Below are 16,065 nucleotides of genomic sequence, written 5' to 3'. Positions count from 1 at the left end.
AACCAGTTTATTATTAAAAAGTTAGCATTTTTTAACAGTTGGTTTGTATGAAAGCAATTAGATATTTTTAGCTCAATTAAAAGTTTGTTGTACGCTTATTTTTATTTATAATGATAATTAATTGATTTTTTTAGGTAAGCGATATATAATCTATTTCATTTTTATATATTTTTGCTTTCTGAAATTATAAGTCTTTAGTTATAAGATATTTCATAAGCAGTTTGAAAAATCAAAAAAGCCGTTCACTAATTATTTAATAGGCCTTACTCATTCAAAGTTATATCCTACTCATTGCCATTTAAATTATTGCCATTAAGCATTAGATTTAATTCAAATTGAATCAATATTGGTTAATTACTGATTTTGATTTTAGACGTTTCGCTAACTTTTAATACGCATCCGATGAATCTAACACAGGATACACAATCAAGCCAATATTACGATTTCAACGGTCATATTATTGATATGGTTGGCCAGATTCTGCAGCAGAAATTCCTAAAGGTGGAAATAGGTGATTTTGATGTAGGAAACTTAGTTGTTGAGAATCATAAAGAGCCAACGAATTCCTTCTTTTATAAATGTAGAACGGATGGGATGAATCATGCTAACCCAGAAACTGAACAGATCTGGTTAGCTTATTTTGATTTCTTCTTTCCTCCTGAAGATATTGTCCCTTTAATGCCGGAGCTTTTCCATGCTATCCGGCAAAAAGAATTGAATAAGGTCTATTTCTTTTTTCAGCGTGCAAGGCCACAGCAGATTGGCGATTATAAATGGCATTTTGCTACCAGTAAATTATTTGCCCTTGGTGATGAAAGCCAGCCTGGGATATTATTTCGATATGCTTTTGAGTTGAATAAGGCAGAGAATAAACCACTTTCCTTAAATGATGAATCCTATTTCCAAAAGTATTGTAACCGTGTGATGTTGCTGAGCAAACGTGAAAAGGAAGTCATCAAGTTGATTGTTGAAGGTAAGTCTAGCCAGGATATCTCGGAGTTGTTGTTTATTTCCATCCATACCGTGAACAACCATCGAAAGAACATTACCAACAAATTGGAGATTAATAATCTATGTCATCTGACCAAGTTTGCCATATTGTTCAATATGGTTTAGGATGAATGCCTTTAAGGTAAAAGCATTAAGTTTAATTTTTTGTGTCAATCTGAGGAACGAAGATTCTCGGAGGTATACAAACTATAATTGAAATGGCTTACAGGTCCTTTACCTTCGGTACAGGATGAAGGAATTGATGCTGGTAAACCATACAGATTCTTCACTTAGCGTTCAGAATTGGAGATGTACAAAAGTGGGCTTCATTGAAAAGCTTATCCAAATAACCATCGACTATATCCTAAAGGGTCAGCGAAGTCGAGATGACAACAATTTTCATTGTTTCTTTTTTGCGTAAATGTGAGAATTAAAAATTAGGACTAAATATCCCCCTGCTTGAGGTTCATTAAATGATAAATTTAATTTCGAAAGCTCGCATTTCTCCGAGATGTTTCGTTCCTCAACATGACACCAAAAAACTTAATTTAATGACATTTCACCTCTGCTGGGGTTAGCCATTATTACCAATCTTCCATCTACACATATTTCACCCTCGCTAGTTTTTTAAAAATGAGGCATGGATTGTTCCAAGACCCTTCGGGGAAACCTCAAGTTGACATTTAGAAAATAAAGGAATGACAGCTGCCTTCAATGAAATGACTATTGCTAGCTATTGATGTGGAAAGGTTTTATGCAGAAATTTATTCAAGAATTACAGTATCTAGGAACAAGCACTCTAGCTTCCATCAATAACCAATCATCATGATAGATCAAGCCCTTATATTGTTTAAGACTGAACTGCTGGCTTATTTAAGTTCTAAAGGAGATAATGCGGCCGGAGTCATCATCGATAATATTGGTTTGTCTGAAACTTCTGCAGGCAATGGTTTGCCCGATAATATTGTAATCAGTCTGGTCAATATTGAGGAGGAGAATACCCTGAAGAATCAATCGCCGTTGCGACGGATGCCAGATGGTTCAGCATACTATGAAAACCCTGCTATCTATATCAATCTTTATGTATTGATTACATGCAATTATGCTGGAGACGGTTATTTATTGGCCCTGAAAAGGCTATCCATGGTGATCCGTTTTCTGCAAAGTAAAAGCAGTTTTTCATCATCCAATCCTGTAAATATTAATCCAATTGATCCTGACAATACTGAACCCTTCCATTTTAATATGGAGCTCTTCACCTTATCCTTTGAACAGATCAATTACCTATGGGGATCCTTGGGGGGTAGGCAAGTGCCATTCGCGATGTATAAGCTCCGGTTGATAAGCCTGTCTGAACATGTGAAAGTGAGGAATGCTCCTCTAATTGAGGAAATTGAAACTAAGCTCAGCAAAATAAATTGACGCTATGAGAACGCTGTACAAACCGTTATTTGAGGTAAAACTCCTCCACGAATTCTATCTGACCGATAGAACTGGAAATAACGTTTTTGATTTGAGCGCACAAGCAGATCGACTGGATTTTCTCTTTCAGAAATATGAATCTTTTGCAGAAGAGATCAATAATGATCTGTCCTATGAAGTTTCGGAAAGTTATCAGGATATGTTAAAGAACTATGGCTTAAAATTATTGCCAAGTTATTCTGGATTAAAGGTATTGATAGAAGTTAAACTCAAGAAATTAGCAAGTGGAGTGAGTACTTTTGAACCTATACATAAGTTAGGGGATGACCTACATATCCCAGTTTTGATCAAGAGAAGAACTTCAAGATTTGATTCAATTAGCAATCAAAAAGTAGAACGAAATATCAATTTCACTTATTTATTCTGCAATGATTCCTCCTTATCTGGCTCCCGAAACTTTCCATATCTACATACTGAAGTGGCCAATCATGATGCCGCTCTTGAATATGAGCAAGGGGAATTGGCAAAGTTTGGTCCTAATGATATAAGGGCATTTTATGTAGATACGGCCAATAACAAGCAGTGGCTAAGTAAAGCTGGAAAGTCATTTGCCAATGAAAATGATCGGTTATTATGCGGGGCTAACTTTAGTTATTCCTTCGTAAATGCCAATAATATCAGCAAAGCAGATTTTATACTCAAGGATCATTTGGGGAATATTATCCAAGAACTACATTTTAAAGCTTCCAATCCATTTGCAAAGGTTCATTTAGCTTTTGATCCTAAACTATTGAAGATGCTACCAGAGGAAAAGATTAGCAATGAGTTGGTCTATAACCTGGAAGTTAGTGGAACGGGCTCTTTTGCTAAATCCCATAAAGTTGTTTTTTACTCCGATAATCAAGAGTTAAGTAGCAGCATTGGGGTGATTCTCATTAAAGTGAAAGGGAATATAAGTGGCTATAAGCTATTTGATGCATCAGGTAAACTGATTACCCGAAAAAATCAATTTAATGTCACTGATCCAGCAGCACCGGTATTTGAAATTAATATCTCCAGCAAGGCTTCATTTTGGAGGTATATCAATAACAGAAATCGTGCTTTACAGAATGGTCTTTATTCTGACCTTTTGCAAACCATTGATGCCGTGTTAATTGCTAAAGAACCGCGACCATTGACCGCTAACACTACTTTATTTAGGTTACCGGATAGTAGTTTATTTTATCTTCCTAATCCTACAGGGACTCAGGAAATCCATATTGAGAATAAAAAGATATACAGTGATATAATGGTACCAGAATCAGATTTATTTCCACTGGCACCATGACCATAATTAAAAGAATAATAAATCAAAATCTATTGTTATGCAAGAATATAAAACCCCCGGAGTGTATATAGAGGAGATTCCACATCTTCCACCTTCGATTGCTTCGGTAGAAACGGCTATTCCAGCATTTATTGGATATACTGAAATAGCAAAATGGAAAGAAACAGATGATCTTAGGAATAAACCCTGGCGGATTGAGTCCATGCTTCAGTATGAACAATATTTTGGATATCCAGATCCGGAGAAGGAAAGCTTATCTGTTGTCTTTGGACCTAATGCAGATGTCAATGGGAAGATCGATGATACAAAAAGATCTAAATTCCTGATGCATTATAGTATGCAGCTATTTTTTGCGAATGGTGGAGGTCCATGCTGGATCTGTTCTGTAGGAAACTATGTAGACAGTGGAGGTTCTATTGTTGCCAGTAATCTGACGGATGGGCTGAAAGAGATTGCAAAGATCAATGAGGTGACCTTGTTGGTTTTTCCGGACTCGACCAATTTGAGTACAGCATCTGATTATTACAATGTGCATACAGAGGCTATCAACCAATGTGTAGAGCTACAGGACCGTTTTACCGTTTTGGATGTCTATCATGATCCGGCTAATCTGACACAGTGGAGTCTAGATATCGATTTATTGAGAAGTACACTCTCTGGAACGACAGAATTCTATAAATATGCGGCAGTATATTTTCCAAAATTGTTTACTGGAGTTGATTATAACTATAAGGTAGCTGGGGATCCAAGTAAGGATAACGATGAACTGGTCAGCATTACCGGAGTGGCCGGAGCTAGCACCCTTAAAGAATTACTGGCTATCAATAATGAGAAATACTTTCAGGCAAAGAGTGCCATAACCAATATTCAGATGCTTATGCCAGTTTCTGCTGCCATGGTGGGGGTATATGCTCAGGTTGATAATGCAAGGGGAGTCTGGAAAGCACCTGCAAATGTCAATGTTGCCAATGCGATCCGGCCAGAATTCCTGATCAATCAAAAGGAACAGATGAACCTTAATGTAGATACGACCGCTGGTAAATCCATTAATGTTATCCGCTCATTTCCTGGAAGAGGTCCTGCCATTGTGTGGGGAGCTCGCACATTAGCGGGAAATGATAATGAATGGCGTTATGTTCCAGTGCGGCGATTCTTTTCCATGGTGGAGGAGTCTGTTAAAAATGCTACTGAGCAATTTGTATTTGAACCCAATGATCGCAATACCTGGGTGCGGGTTAAATCGATGATCGAGAATTACCTGACTCAGCAATGGAAAGCTGGTGCATTAATGGGCGCATCGACCAAAGAAGCATTCTTTGTTCATATCGGGCTTGGGGAAACCATGACGGAATTGGATATCTGGGAAGGCAGGATGATCGTAGAGATCGGTATGGCGGTTGTTCGTCCGGCCGAATTTATTATCCTTCGTTTCATGCATAAAATGCTGGCAGAGTCCTAAGCCAAGTTTATTGTAAATTTTAAAAAACCATTGTTATGACCATTGAAAGCTCAAATATGCGAAACCCGAAAAACGGGAATTGTAATGGTAATGAGGCAAAGACAATAACTCAGAAAAATCTCCATCAGATAAAGGAAGATTACTGCAATAGACTGAAAGGGAAGTTAGGTGAGTTGAGTGAAAGTGAGGTCACCAGTGATGGGACCCTGATGATGTACGAAAAGAAGAAATGTGTTTTTGTCAAAACAGAAAAGAATTACCAAATGCTCCGAAACCTGGAATTGAAGGTCGGGGTAGAATTGATACAGTCATCGGAAGAAATAAAAAAGAATGTTGCGGCAAGCATCAGCCAGAATGATGCATTGGTGGCAGGGTTGAAAGCGGTGTTGATGACGGCCAAGAATGCAAAGGTTGCTTTCGGAAATCTTCGGGAATCTGCAGCAAAATTGGATGCTGCTATGAATGATAGTTGTAATTCTGGGCAACTAAAGATTTTGGGATGCTCAAATGACAACTGTAATGATGCTGAAAAACGAAATGAATCGGATAATCGGCCAAATGAATGCCAAGATGCCTGTCGGATTTTGAACAAACTGGTTGAAAGACCGGTTGACCTGAGCCTAGAAATTGATATTATCTGCAATTCCGTGGCTGATATCATTGGTATACAGTCCTTTTCAAATATTAAATCCTTAGAGAAATTCCAACAGGATTTTGCTGGCAATGCCAAAACTTTTGATGATCTAATCCAAGCGCAGATCAATACGGCGACCGCGGGATTAAAGAAATCTCAAGATGATCTGACATTGGCGATTAAATCCCATACGCAATCCAGTTATACCCTTTATGGTAAACGCAATGAATTGGAAACCTTGGTTGAAGTCAAGGATTATCTATGCTGCCATAAATGCAGTTGCATCGGCGACTGTGGTTGCAATGAAGGGAATAATGAGGAGAATAACAGATTCAAGAAGTGTAAATGTGATATCTGCGACATCTGTAGGGAGGTCACTGAAATCTATTGCATCCGTGATAATGAAGGTGGCTCAAGCTGTGATTGATTGAGGAAACATTTTCAATATGGTAAATTTTAAAATAGACAATTATGTTAAGCTATAATGAAATAAGCAATTCTGAGCAGGATATTTTTGATTGCTGCGATCAAAAACCAAACGGTAATGAGCCAGGAGGAGATTGTTGCTATGATGCATGGATGGGTGATCTGGTCCAAGTAACCTCAGATTGGAAGGCAGCAAATGCCTACGCCAGCAATAAGGAACTGGAATATAACCTGAGCATTGAGGAAAGAGATCGACTCAAGGCATGGTTTGCTGACTGGGAAGCTACAGATGAAAATGCAGATGCCCTGTGTCGCCAACTGGAACTATTTATCCTCTTGCTACAAAAGGTCTGCATCGTTACGGACAAAACCAATAAAGCCATAGAGATCTTATTCTGTATGGTCGAGGATCTTTATATCCGTGTGGATAGATTGAAGTCCAACTATGACAAGTTAATCCTATGTATCAATTGCTTGAAACGACCAGAGTTGGCACCAGGAATTGGGATCATGAAAGTCCTTGAAGACTATGGCCAGAAATTAGATGCTGTGATCTTAACCCGAGACATCATGATTCCACAGGTTGTTGCCGTAGTAGAATTAGCCTACGGTCTGCACATCAATATCTGTGAAGAGTATGGTCTGAAAAGGACCATTCAATATTGGAAGGATAAATTCCATTGTAACCAATCGGGTACCGAAAGTACAGCTTATGCAGAGCAGGCCAAAATTGAAAGCAGTTCTGATTCCCATGAATGCTGTTGTATAGAGCCACATATCCACCTGCCGATCGATTCTGATGAATATTACCATCAATTGGAATCAGACTATAATCAGACCAAGCAGCGTGTTGATGTGCTGAAAAAGGAATTGGATTCCGCAAAAGAGAAAAGGGATGCACTTTTTGCATGCAAGCAAAGTCTTGAGAATGCAATCAATGAGGTGAATCCTGCAAATAAGTGTAAATAATCAATAAATCATTTGTTATGTCAAACGATCCTAAAAAAAACTACCCACTACCGAAGTTCCATTTTCAATTGGATTGGGGTGGTACTAGAATTGGTTTTACAGAAGTTAGCGGACTTGACTTTGAAACTGAGGTTATTGAATACCGTGAAGGCAGTAGCCCTACCTATAACAAGACAAAACAGCCTGGATTGACCAAATACCCGAATGTTACGCTGAAACGCGGTACTTTCTTTGGGGATTTTGAATACTTTGAACAGTGGAAAAAGACCATGATGTTCCAGGAAGGCAAGGAGAAATTTAGGAGGGATGTTACCATTCGATTACTGGATGAAGAACATCAACCGATCATCTCCTGGACGCTCTCAAGAGCTTGGCCTTCAAAGGTACAATCCACTAATTTGAAAGCCGATGCCAACGAAGTGGCCATTGAAACCATGGAATTGGTGCATGAGGGTTTATCCATTGTAGAAGCTAAAAAATAAGTTATAAGCCATGGCTGACAGTTTATATCAAACGGTCAATTTTCATTTTTCAGTGAATTTTACATTGAAAGGGAATAAGGCTGTGGATATTAAATTCCAGTCTGTAACTGGTTTGGACTCTTCGATTGATATAGAGACCATAAAGGAAGGTGGTGAAAACAGGTTTGAGCATATTGTCCCCGGACGGCATAAATATGGTCCCTTGGTACTAAAAAGGGGATTGATCTCACCGGGTTCATCAGCGATTACGGATTGGTTGAAAAAGGCTTTCGACGACCAGGTTTATGAAACCCTGGAAACCGTGGTAATCAATCTATTGGATGAGGAACATCAATCCATTATGCATTGGAAAATTAACAATGTATGGCCAAGGAGCTGGAAACTTTCAGAACTGAATGCCGGGAGGGCGGAAGTACTGATCGAGACGCTAGAGCTGAATTATAACCGATTAATTTTTCAAAAATCATAGTTATGCCAGTTGAAGTTAGGGAGTTGGTCATTAAGGCGACGGTTGTTCAGGATCTTGCTTCCCCTGAAGGAAATGGAGGTTCTCAGGATAATGGTGTCACTGCATCAGAGGAGCTGATCAAGATTTGCGTAGATAAAGTTTTGGATATTATTAAGGACAAAAATGAGCGCTAATTATAGTTCGGGGAAATTGGAGAAACTGTTGATCTATTCTTTTACAGATAGGCAGTTTCAGGTTAAGGGTGTGGAGCAAACCAATAAGCCAGCATTCGTAGCCCCGATCAATCCTGAGGCTTTTTCAAAGAACTTTAAAATTGAACACGATGTACAAAGACCTCACGGGTCTGGCTCTTCAGAAGTGAAATTTAAATCTACTGCGCCAGAGGAACTGAAGCTTGATTTTATTTTGGATGGTACCGGAACCATGGAAGGCTATTGGGAGGAATACAAAACCAAACCCGTCAACGAGCAATTGAAAATCTTCATGGACTGTGCCTATAATTACCAAGGTGACATCCACCGCCCCAATTTTTTGTTGATTATCTGGGGTTCAGAGATTCGATTCCGCTGTGTATTAGCAAATCTGGATGTGAATTTTACCTTATTTAAGCCTGATGGTACACCATTGCGGGCAAGGTTATCCGCAACTTTTCTGGATTACCAGTCTCGCGAGCAGCGCATGGCAGAGGACAATCCCTCATCTCCAGATTTGACCCATCACCGAGTAATCAAACAAGGTGATCGATTGGATCTGATGACCTATGGTATTTACAATGATCCGAAGTACTTTTTACAGGTTGCGAAAGCTAATGGTCTGACCTCAATAAGAAGGTTACAACCAGGAAATGATATATATTTTCCTCCTTTTAATAAAAACGAAAACTAATGGAAGAGCTCATCATACCGAATCCGTCCCAACATGATACTATTTCATATGAAATATCATTGGGTGGGTCTAAAATGGATTCTTCTTACGAAATACTCAGTATCTCCATTGATAAGGAAGTCAATCGGATACCCACTGCAAAGATTTTGTTAAAAGATGGTGATGCCGCATTAGGCAGTTTTGAAATCAGCAACAAGGAGGATTTTTTACCCGGCAGAGCGATTGAAATCAAGTTGGGTTTTGATAGCGACAATAAACAAGCATTTAAAGGCATCATCACGAAACAACAGGTAAAGGTTAAAGAAAATGGAAATACGCAATTGCAGATCGAATGTAAAGATGCCGCAATGCGAATGACCTTGGGAAGGAAAAGCAAATATTATCTAGACCAAAAAGACAGTGAAGTAATGGATAGCATCATCAGTGCTTATGCAGATTTAAAGAGTGATGTTGAAGCTACTCCCTTGAAACATAAAGAACTGATTCAGCATCACCTCAGTGATTGGGATTTTATTGCTTTGCGTGCCGAGGCCAATGGACAATTACTGTTTGTGAATGATGCTGAGTTGAAAATAGAATCTCCCAAAACAGATACTGATCCTGTATTACAGGTTACCTATGGGTCTTCAATAATGGAGTTTGAAGCGGAGATGGACCTTCGCAGTCAATGGTCAAAAGTAGAGGCTCATTCCTGGGATTATAAAAACCAGGGATTGTTTACCGCAGAGGTTGATGAAGTTTCAGGATTTACGCAATTGGGAAATGTGAACAGTTCTGATCTTGCTTCTGCCAATAAATTGGAAAAGTTCTTACTCCATCATAGCGGTAACCTTTTGGAACAAGAACTAAAGGCTTGGGCAGAAGGGGCAATGCTGCGCAGTAGATTAGCGAAAATCAGGGGCAGGGCAAGATTTACTGGTTTTGCTGAAGTAAAACCTGGAGATATGGTGAAGATCGCCGGTGTCGGTGATCGATTTAACGGCAAGGCCTTTGTGACCGCGGTAAGACAAGAAGTAGGTGATGGTACTTGGTATACCAATATTCAATTTGGTTTAGATCCTGCAAGGTATTCTTCTTTATATCAAGATATTGATGATTTTCCTGCTGCTGGCCTGTTAGGTTCAATTCAAGGGCTACAGATAGGGAAGGTCCTGCAGTTGGAAAATGATCCAGATGGTGAAGACCGAATCTTGGTCAAGATTCCAATCATAGAAAACAATTCAAATGGCACTTGGGTTCGGGTGGCAAGCTTGGATGCAGGAAGCGATCGTGGTACTTTTTTTAGACCAGAGATTGACGATGAGATTATCGTAGGTTTCATCAATAACGATCCAAGGCATGCCATCATGTTAGGCATGTTGAACAGTAGTGCAAAACCAGCTCCACTTAAAGGAGCTGATGCCAATGATGAAAAAGGAATTTTCACCAGAAGCAATATGCGTGTGCATTTCAATGATGCCACCAAGACAATCAACATAGATACACCAGCTGGGAATAGTATAATCCTTGATGAAGACGGCAAGAAAATAGAAATCAAGGATCAAAACAGCAATAAAATAACGATGGATAGCAATGGGGTCATAATGGAAAGTCCAAAAAACATCGAAATAAAAGCTGGTGCTGAACTGAAGATCAGCGCCGGAACCAAAATGGAAATTATAGGAAAAACCATGACCCTGAAATCAGATACGAATGTGAATATCAATTCAGCAATGACAAAGATTAATTCAGATGGAGTAACCGAAATCAAAGGGTCTTTGGTAAAGATAAATTAGAAATATAGAACTGGTTATGGCTTCAGCAGCAAGAATAAACGATTTGCATACCTGTCCCATGGTGAATCCTGGGCCAGTGCCGCACGTTGGTGGTCCAATTATTGGTCCAGGCGTACCAACGGTCCTCATTGGAGGCGTTCCTGCTGCTGTTGTTGGTGATTTGTTAGTCTGTACTGGTCCGCCAGACAGTATTGTTCAAGGTTCCATGACCGTCATGATCGGTGGAAAACCTGCAGCAAGACAAGGTGACATGACTGCACATGGTGGCACCATTGTAATGGGATTTACAACAGTTCAGATAGGAGGTTAAAAATAAAGGACATGGAAAATTCTTTCAGTTCATTTTTAGGAACAGGCTGGTCTTTCCCGCCCGAATTCAATAAGGTCTCCAATTCGGTGGAATTGGTTTCCGGAATTGAAGATATCGATCAAAGCTTGAATATTCTGTTGTCAACAGCTTTGGGCGAAAGGGTCATGCAACCTAAATATGGCTGTGACCTGACTGATTATGTCTTTGAATCGCTGAACAGTTCCGTGATTGGCTACCTAAAGGATAGGGTGACCAATGCCATCCTGTTCTATGAACCGAGGATCCGAGTGGAACAGATAGAAATAACAAGTAGTGATTCCATGGAACTTATTGAGGGTCGCTTTACGATCAGCATTCAGTATTTCGTTCCAGGAACTAACTCCAGGTTTAACTATGTCTATGATTACTATTTAAATGAAGCATTAAAATCAATTTAAGTTGGATATTCCTAAAAGTCAGAAGTCATGCAATGTAAAGAGCTTATACATCCATTTCAAAACGATCCAGGTGTCAGCCAAAGGCAGCGGGTTATGGATGATCTGTTGGGGGCGACTGCCCAAATCGATGCAAGGAGCTTAGCAGACCTGTTGGATTATTTTGAAAAACTCTCTAGACATATCAACTATTATGATGCAGATCTCAATGTATCGGATTGGCAATCCTTTTTTCAGAACAGTTTGCCTTTTACCATTACATCCATTTTAAAATATGATGCCGACTCAATAAGGGAAAAGCTTGCTTTCTATAACTTGCTTTTTGAAAAATCACCTTCAAAATCCAGCCTTCAATTGATCGTAAACTATGTTTTTCGATCTATTATCTACAAAATCTATTTCTGGAACTCTAAGCTCGAAGGCTCCGATTTGCCTGTAATGTTGTCATTGGATAAAATCATAAAAGATAAACTAGCTGACAGCTTGAAGGTCTTTATAGTTCAGGTCAATTCCGCAGTTAAGTTTTTTGGGACCAAGCCGATAAACCTTATGTGTTTCCTGGAATCGGATGAATGGAATTTAGACTTAACAGATTTATATGCTGTAAAAACCACACAATCCATACAGGATTCTGGAAAGAGTAAAAGATTGAGGATGATTGCCCTGAAGAATGAAATTCTTGCTATCGGCGAATCTTTTATTACCGTCATCGATTCACTTCATGCATCAGCTGAAACTAGCCTAGAGCCCAGTTTCCTTTCGTTAAATGATGAATTCAAAGAGAAATTGAGTCCACATTTGGCCTTATTGTTCTCTTTTTTGAGGCTTTTCAGATATCTGCAACAGGATTTAAATTCTTTTACGAAAAAACACCTTGATTTCTTTTATAAAGAGGTCTTGTTGCTGCGTGCAAAACCTGCTATTCCCGATCAAGTGCATCTGGTTTTTGAAATACAAAAGCATATTCAAAAGTATCTATTGAAGGAAGGGATCATAGTTAAGGATAGCAAGGATGCCAATAAGGTAGAGGTCCAATTTGCTTTGGATGATCAGATTGTGGTCAATAAAGCCAATGTTGTCGAACAACGCACGCTTTTCCTCAATAACAAAGTGCATGCAAGCAACAGCTATTTGGAAGGTGTGTATATGTCCAGCAATGCTAAAATGGCTGATGGCGTTGAAAAACCATTTGAGGATATTCAAAATTCAAGCTGGCCAACCTTAGGTTCGGCACTCAGTAAATACGTAGATCCTGAAAGCAAGTTTTTGAAACCCTATCCAAATGCAAGGTTAGGTTTTGTTTTTGCCTCACCCGTTCTCTTTTTGAGTGAAGGCACTCGGAAAATTGAAATTACCTTGGCCTGTAAACTGCATCAGAATGTATGTGAAAATGAAAATGATGTCTCTGCATTTTATGAACGAGTACGGACAGTCATCAATGATAAATTCTACCCGATCAACCGTGATCTCATAGCACAAGCTGTCAAAAAAGGGATCAGTAAGTCACTTAAGGAAAAGCTTGAGGCGGTATTATGGAAAGACAGCCCCATTGGGAAGCAAATTTCCTGTTATTATCCATTAGAAGAGGCTTTATTTGAGAAAACCATTACCGATTTAGAATATAGAGAACTTATTTCTTCAGCAGAAGAAATTGCTGTTCTAAAAGATATTTTTAAACCGATCAAAGCATTCAATATCGCATTGACTGGAAAGAAAGGCTGGTTAGTTCCCGACCAAGGGGTTGAAATAGCCATGTCTAACATTAGTGGTTCCAGTACTTTTGAAATCAACATTTCCTTGGCAATGAGTCCGGATCAAGAGGGAATAGTGAACTATGATGAGGAACTGTTCCAAGAAGGTTTTGATACCGCATTACCACTGATGAAAATCAACCTTGACGATCGAGTGAAAATAGAGCAAGATGTTAAGTGGACAAGTCGAGAATCCTGTTGCGAAAGAAAAGCTGAAGATGAAATCCAGTTAGTTTCCCTGTATCAATTTTTCCGGAGCGTTAAGATTTCTAATACAAAAGGTACTAAGATCAAGGTCAATGTATGTGGCCTTAAGAATTTTGTTGTTCAGAATAGCGAGAGTTTGCAGAACATCAATAGTCCGATCTATCCCTTTGGTACTCGCCCTGAGATTATTGATTTTGATATAAAGAACCCGCCAAACCTTAATAATCCGACCAACTTAAATTTGTTGGGTCCAGATTTCTTTATTGGAAGTCAAGAGGTATTTACCAAGAAATGGAACGAAATCCATATTAAATTAGATTGGAAAGAAAAACCAACCGACTTCAGGGATTATTATAAAGGATATTTAAAAGAAGGTGGGCTATTTGGTCTTGATGAAAATAAGTTTTTGATCAATTTAGCCGTTTTAGAAAACGGCAAATGGATAAAGGAAAAATCGCATGGCTCTCCTACAACTAAGGCAGTTACCATTCAAGGGGAAACTTATAACGATAGGAAGCTATTTGAAAACAATAATAGTTCAACCTGCTCTGGAAGCAGTGAGTTCGATCAGACAATTTTTTTGAGGAATACCTTTTTTGAACTCAATCAGAAGTTTTCAAAAAACAGTTCCCCAATAGAACAATATGAAGTCGGGACCTCTGAAGGCTTTTTAAAAATTAACCTACAGGGGCAGGATTTCTGCCATAAGGTCTATTCCTATGTTCTAGCTAGGCAGATGATGGCATTGGGCAAACTCCCCGACAGCAAATTAGAAGATGCCATTTACTATGATGGTGCCGGCAACCTAATAGTTTTCAGCACCAATGATATTTTGGAGAGCATCGAAACTGCAAAAACCGTTTCCACAAGAGTGGAGGATGATGTCAATAATCCATCTGATGGTATTAAATCTAAAATGGGAGATATTGGTGCCGGTAAAATCAATGAGGCCGAAGCCGATTCGATCCGTCGAACAGTTCTACCTCCAATGTTTGGAGAGCTTTCCAATAAGAATTTAACAGGTGATGTTTCATTTCTGAAGAACCAGATCCTACAGATTCGAAATATCATTGACAATAATGATCTCTTTCAGGCAGTTATCCCGAATGAACCTTGGACACCAATCATCAAAAAGATGGAAATTGACTACTCTGCTACGGCAAGTATGGAGGATATAGAACTCATTCATCTCTATCCTTTTCCTGGTACCTATAAGCTCGAGCAGTTAGAACATCAACCCAGCTTATTGCCGACCTATTGTGATGAAGGAAATTTATTTCTTGCTTTCAAGGATCTGGTACCAGGCAGCAATGTGAATATACTTTTTCAAATGGCGGAGGCAACTGCCGATTCCGAATCAGAAAGAGAACCGGTTTCATGGCATTATTTGGACAACAATGAATGGAAACCGCTAAGGAATGGATTTGAAGTGTTGGAAGATGATACCGATGGTCTGACCAGTTCTGGAATCATTAAGTTTTCCATTCCTGCCAATATCAGCAATGAAAACACAGTCCTTCCGAAAGGATTGCACTGGATAAAAGCTGGAATCGCCAAAAACAGCAAATCGGTCAGTGAAACCATTGGGCTATTTACCCAAGCCATTAAGGCAACCTTTACCAATGAAGCTTTGAATGACAAGTTAAGGTTGGATAAAGGTTTGCCAGCAGGTTCGATTTCAAAGATGAAGGATGCTGATGTCGCCATCAAATCTGTTTCTCAACCTTATGATTCTTTTGCTGGAAGGGTGCCTGAGGCCGAAGGGCATTTCTATATCCGGGTATCCGAGCTCTTAAAACATAAGGGTAGGGCAATTCAAAAATTTGATTACGAGCGATTGGTCTTGGAAGCATTTCCTCAATTATATAAAGTGAAATGTGTGAACCATAGTTTCGCATTGGATGCGCATCACTATGTCAACGATATTCCGATGGCCCCTGGCTACATTATTATGGCGGTTATTCCCGATATGAATAAGTTGAAAGCTTCCCAATTGTTTGAACCTAGGGTTCCGGTAAGTCTACTTGAAAGTATCCAAGAATACCTACAGGAAAGAAGTTCCCCATTTGTCAAGGTTCGGATCATGAACCCAAGGTATGAGGGAGTCAACTTCTGTTTGAAGGTGAAACTGCTGAAAGGTATGGATGAATCTTTCTATAGAGAAAAATTGAAACAAGATCTGCGTGAATTTCTTGCTCCCTGGGCAATCGGTGAATTTGATAAACTGACCTTTGGCCAATGTATCTACGAATCTGATATCGTAGGTTTCTTGGAGTCAAGGGATTATCTCGATTATATCGTGGAATTATGGATGAAACACGCCGATGAAGCAGGCTCTGTATTGGGTACTTTCAATAAGGTTGTCTGTCCGATCAGCCCAAGGTCCATCCTGATTGCTGGAAATATCGATGTCAAGATTGAACAGGCAGATTGTGAAAGATGGGCATCTCGCAAAGAGGCAGAACCATGCCGCAATCCGGCCATCCCAATTGAAAATTATTGTAATAGGAATTATGCATAGGTAA

At 39.3% G+C, this 16,065-nt stretch carries 14 protein-coding genes; all 14 read left to right on the top strand.

Features of this window, described 5'->3' with window-relative positions; translation table 11 throughout:
* Nucleotides 1–402: 402 nt before the first annotated feature.
* The 14 genes from NMK93_RS11360 (at nt 403) to NMK93_RS11295 (ending at nt 16,061) form a co-directional block, all read left to right on the top strand.
* Nucleotides 403–1,116 (top strand): response regulator transcription factor, encoded by a 714-nt coding sequence (locus tag NMK93_RS11360; RefSeq protein WP_214648416.1) that lies wholly within the window; start codon nt 403–405, stop codon nt 1,114–1,116.
* 699 nt (nt 1,117–1,815) lie between these two features.
* Entirely contained in the window at nt 1,816–2,412 is a 597-nt protein-coding gene (locus tag NMK93_RS11355) for a DUF4255 domain-containing protein (protein ID WP_185216560.1), read from the top strand.
* Between the two features lie 4 nt (nt 2,413–2,416).
* Complete coding sequence (locus NMK93_RS11350; RefSeq protein WP_254527344.1) at nt 2,417–3,739, top strand: hypothetical protein; 1,323 nt, start codon at nt 2,417–2,419, stop codon at nt 3,737–3,739.
* Nucleotides 3,740–3,776: 37 nt separating this feature from the next.
* Nucleotides 3,777–5,198, top strand: a complete 1,422-nt coding sequence (locus tag NMK93_RS11345) for a phage tail sheath C-terminal domain-containing protein (protein ID WP_254527342.1) — start codon at nt 3,777–3,779, stop codon at nt 5,196–5,198.
* A 35-nt stretch (nt 5,199–5,233) separates the two neighbouring features.
* Entirely contained in the window at nt 5,234–6,259 is a 1,026-nt protein-coding gene (locus tag NMK93_RS11340) for a hypothetical protein (protein ID WP_185216554.1), read from the top strand.
* Between the two features lie 44 nt (nt 6,260–6,303).
* Entirely contained in the window at nt 6,304–7,227 is a 924-nt protein-coding gene (locus tag NMK93_RS11335; protein ID WP_254527336.1) for a hypothetical protein, read from the top strand.
* A 17-nt stretch (nt 7,228–7,244) separates the two neighbouring features.
* Entirely contained in the window at nt 7,245–7,709 is a 465-nt protein-coding gene (locus tag NMK93_RS11330) for a phage tail protein (RefSeq protein WP_093096915.1), read from the top strand.
* Between the two features lie 10 nt (nt 7,710–7,719).
* On the top strand, nt 7,720–8,178 hold the full coding sequence (locus NMK93_RS11325; RefSeq protein ID WP_254527334.1) for a phage tail protein: 459 nt from the start codon (nt 7,720–7,722) through the stop codon (nt 8,176–8,178).
* A gap of 2 nt (nt 8,179–8,180) precedes the next feature.
* Nucleotides 8,181–8,351, top strand: coding sequence for a DUF5908 family protein (locus NMK93_RS11320; protein WP_185212337.1), 171 nt, complete (start codon nt 8,181–8,183; stop codon nt 8,349–8,351).
* Complete coding sequence (locus NMK93_RS11315; RefSeq protein ID WP_185212336.1) at nt 8,341–9,063, top strand: hypothetical protein; 723 nt, start codon at nt 8,341–8,343, stop codon at nt 9,061–9,063. Before NMK93_RS11320 ends, NMK93_RS11315 begins: the two co-directional genes overlap by 11 nt.
* Complete coding sequence (gene vgrG, locus NMK93_RS11310; protein ID WP_254527332.1) at nt 9,063–10,838, top strand: type VI secretion system tip protein VgrG; 1,776 nt, start codon at nt 9,063–9,065, stop codon at nt 10,836–10,838. Before NMK93_RS11315 ends, vgrG begins: the two co-directional genes overlap by 1 nt.
* Nucleotides 10,839–10,854: 16 nt before the next feature.
* Entirely contained in the window at nt 10,855–11,148 is a 294-nt protein-coding gene (locus tag NMK93_RS11305) for a PAAR domain-containing protein (RefSeq protein WP_185212334.1), read from the top strand.
* Nucleotides 11,149–11,159: 11 nt separating this feature from the next.
* Entirely contained in the window at nt 11,160–11,585 is a 426-nt protein-coding gene (locus NMK93_RS11300; protein ID WP_185212333.1) for a GPW/gp25 family protein, read from the top strand.
* Nucleotides 11,586–11,612: 27 nt separating this feature from the next.
* Nucleotides 11,613–16,061, top strand: a complete 4,449-nt coding sequence (locus NMK93_RS11295) for a hypothetical protein (protein WP_254527330.1) — start codon at nt 11,613–11,615, stop codon at nt 16,059–16,061.
* Nucleotides 16,062–16,065 lie beyond the last annotated feature (4 nt).

It is taken from the genome of Sphingobacterium sp. LZ7M1, assembly GCF_024296865.1.
GTDB lineage: Bacteria > Bacteroidota > Bacteroidia > Sphingobacteriales > Sphingobacteriaceae > Sphingobacterium.
Note: the sequence above shows the minus strand (reverse complement) of the source record. Positions and strands in the feature narration are given on the sequence as shown.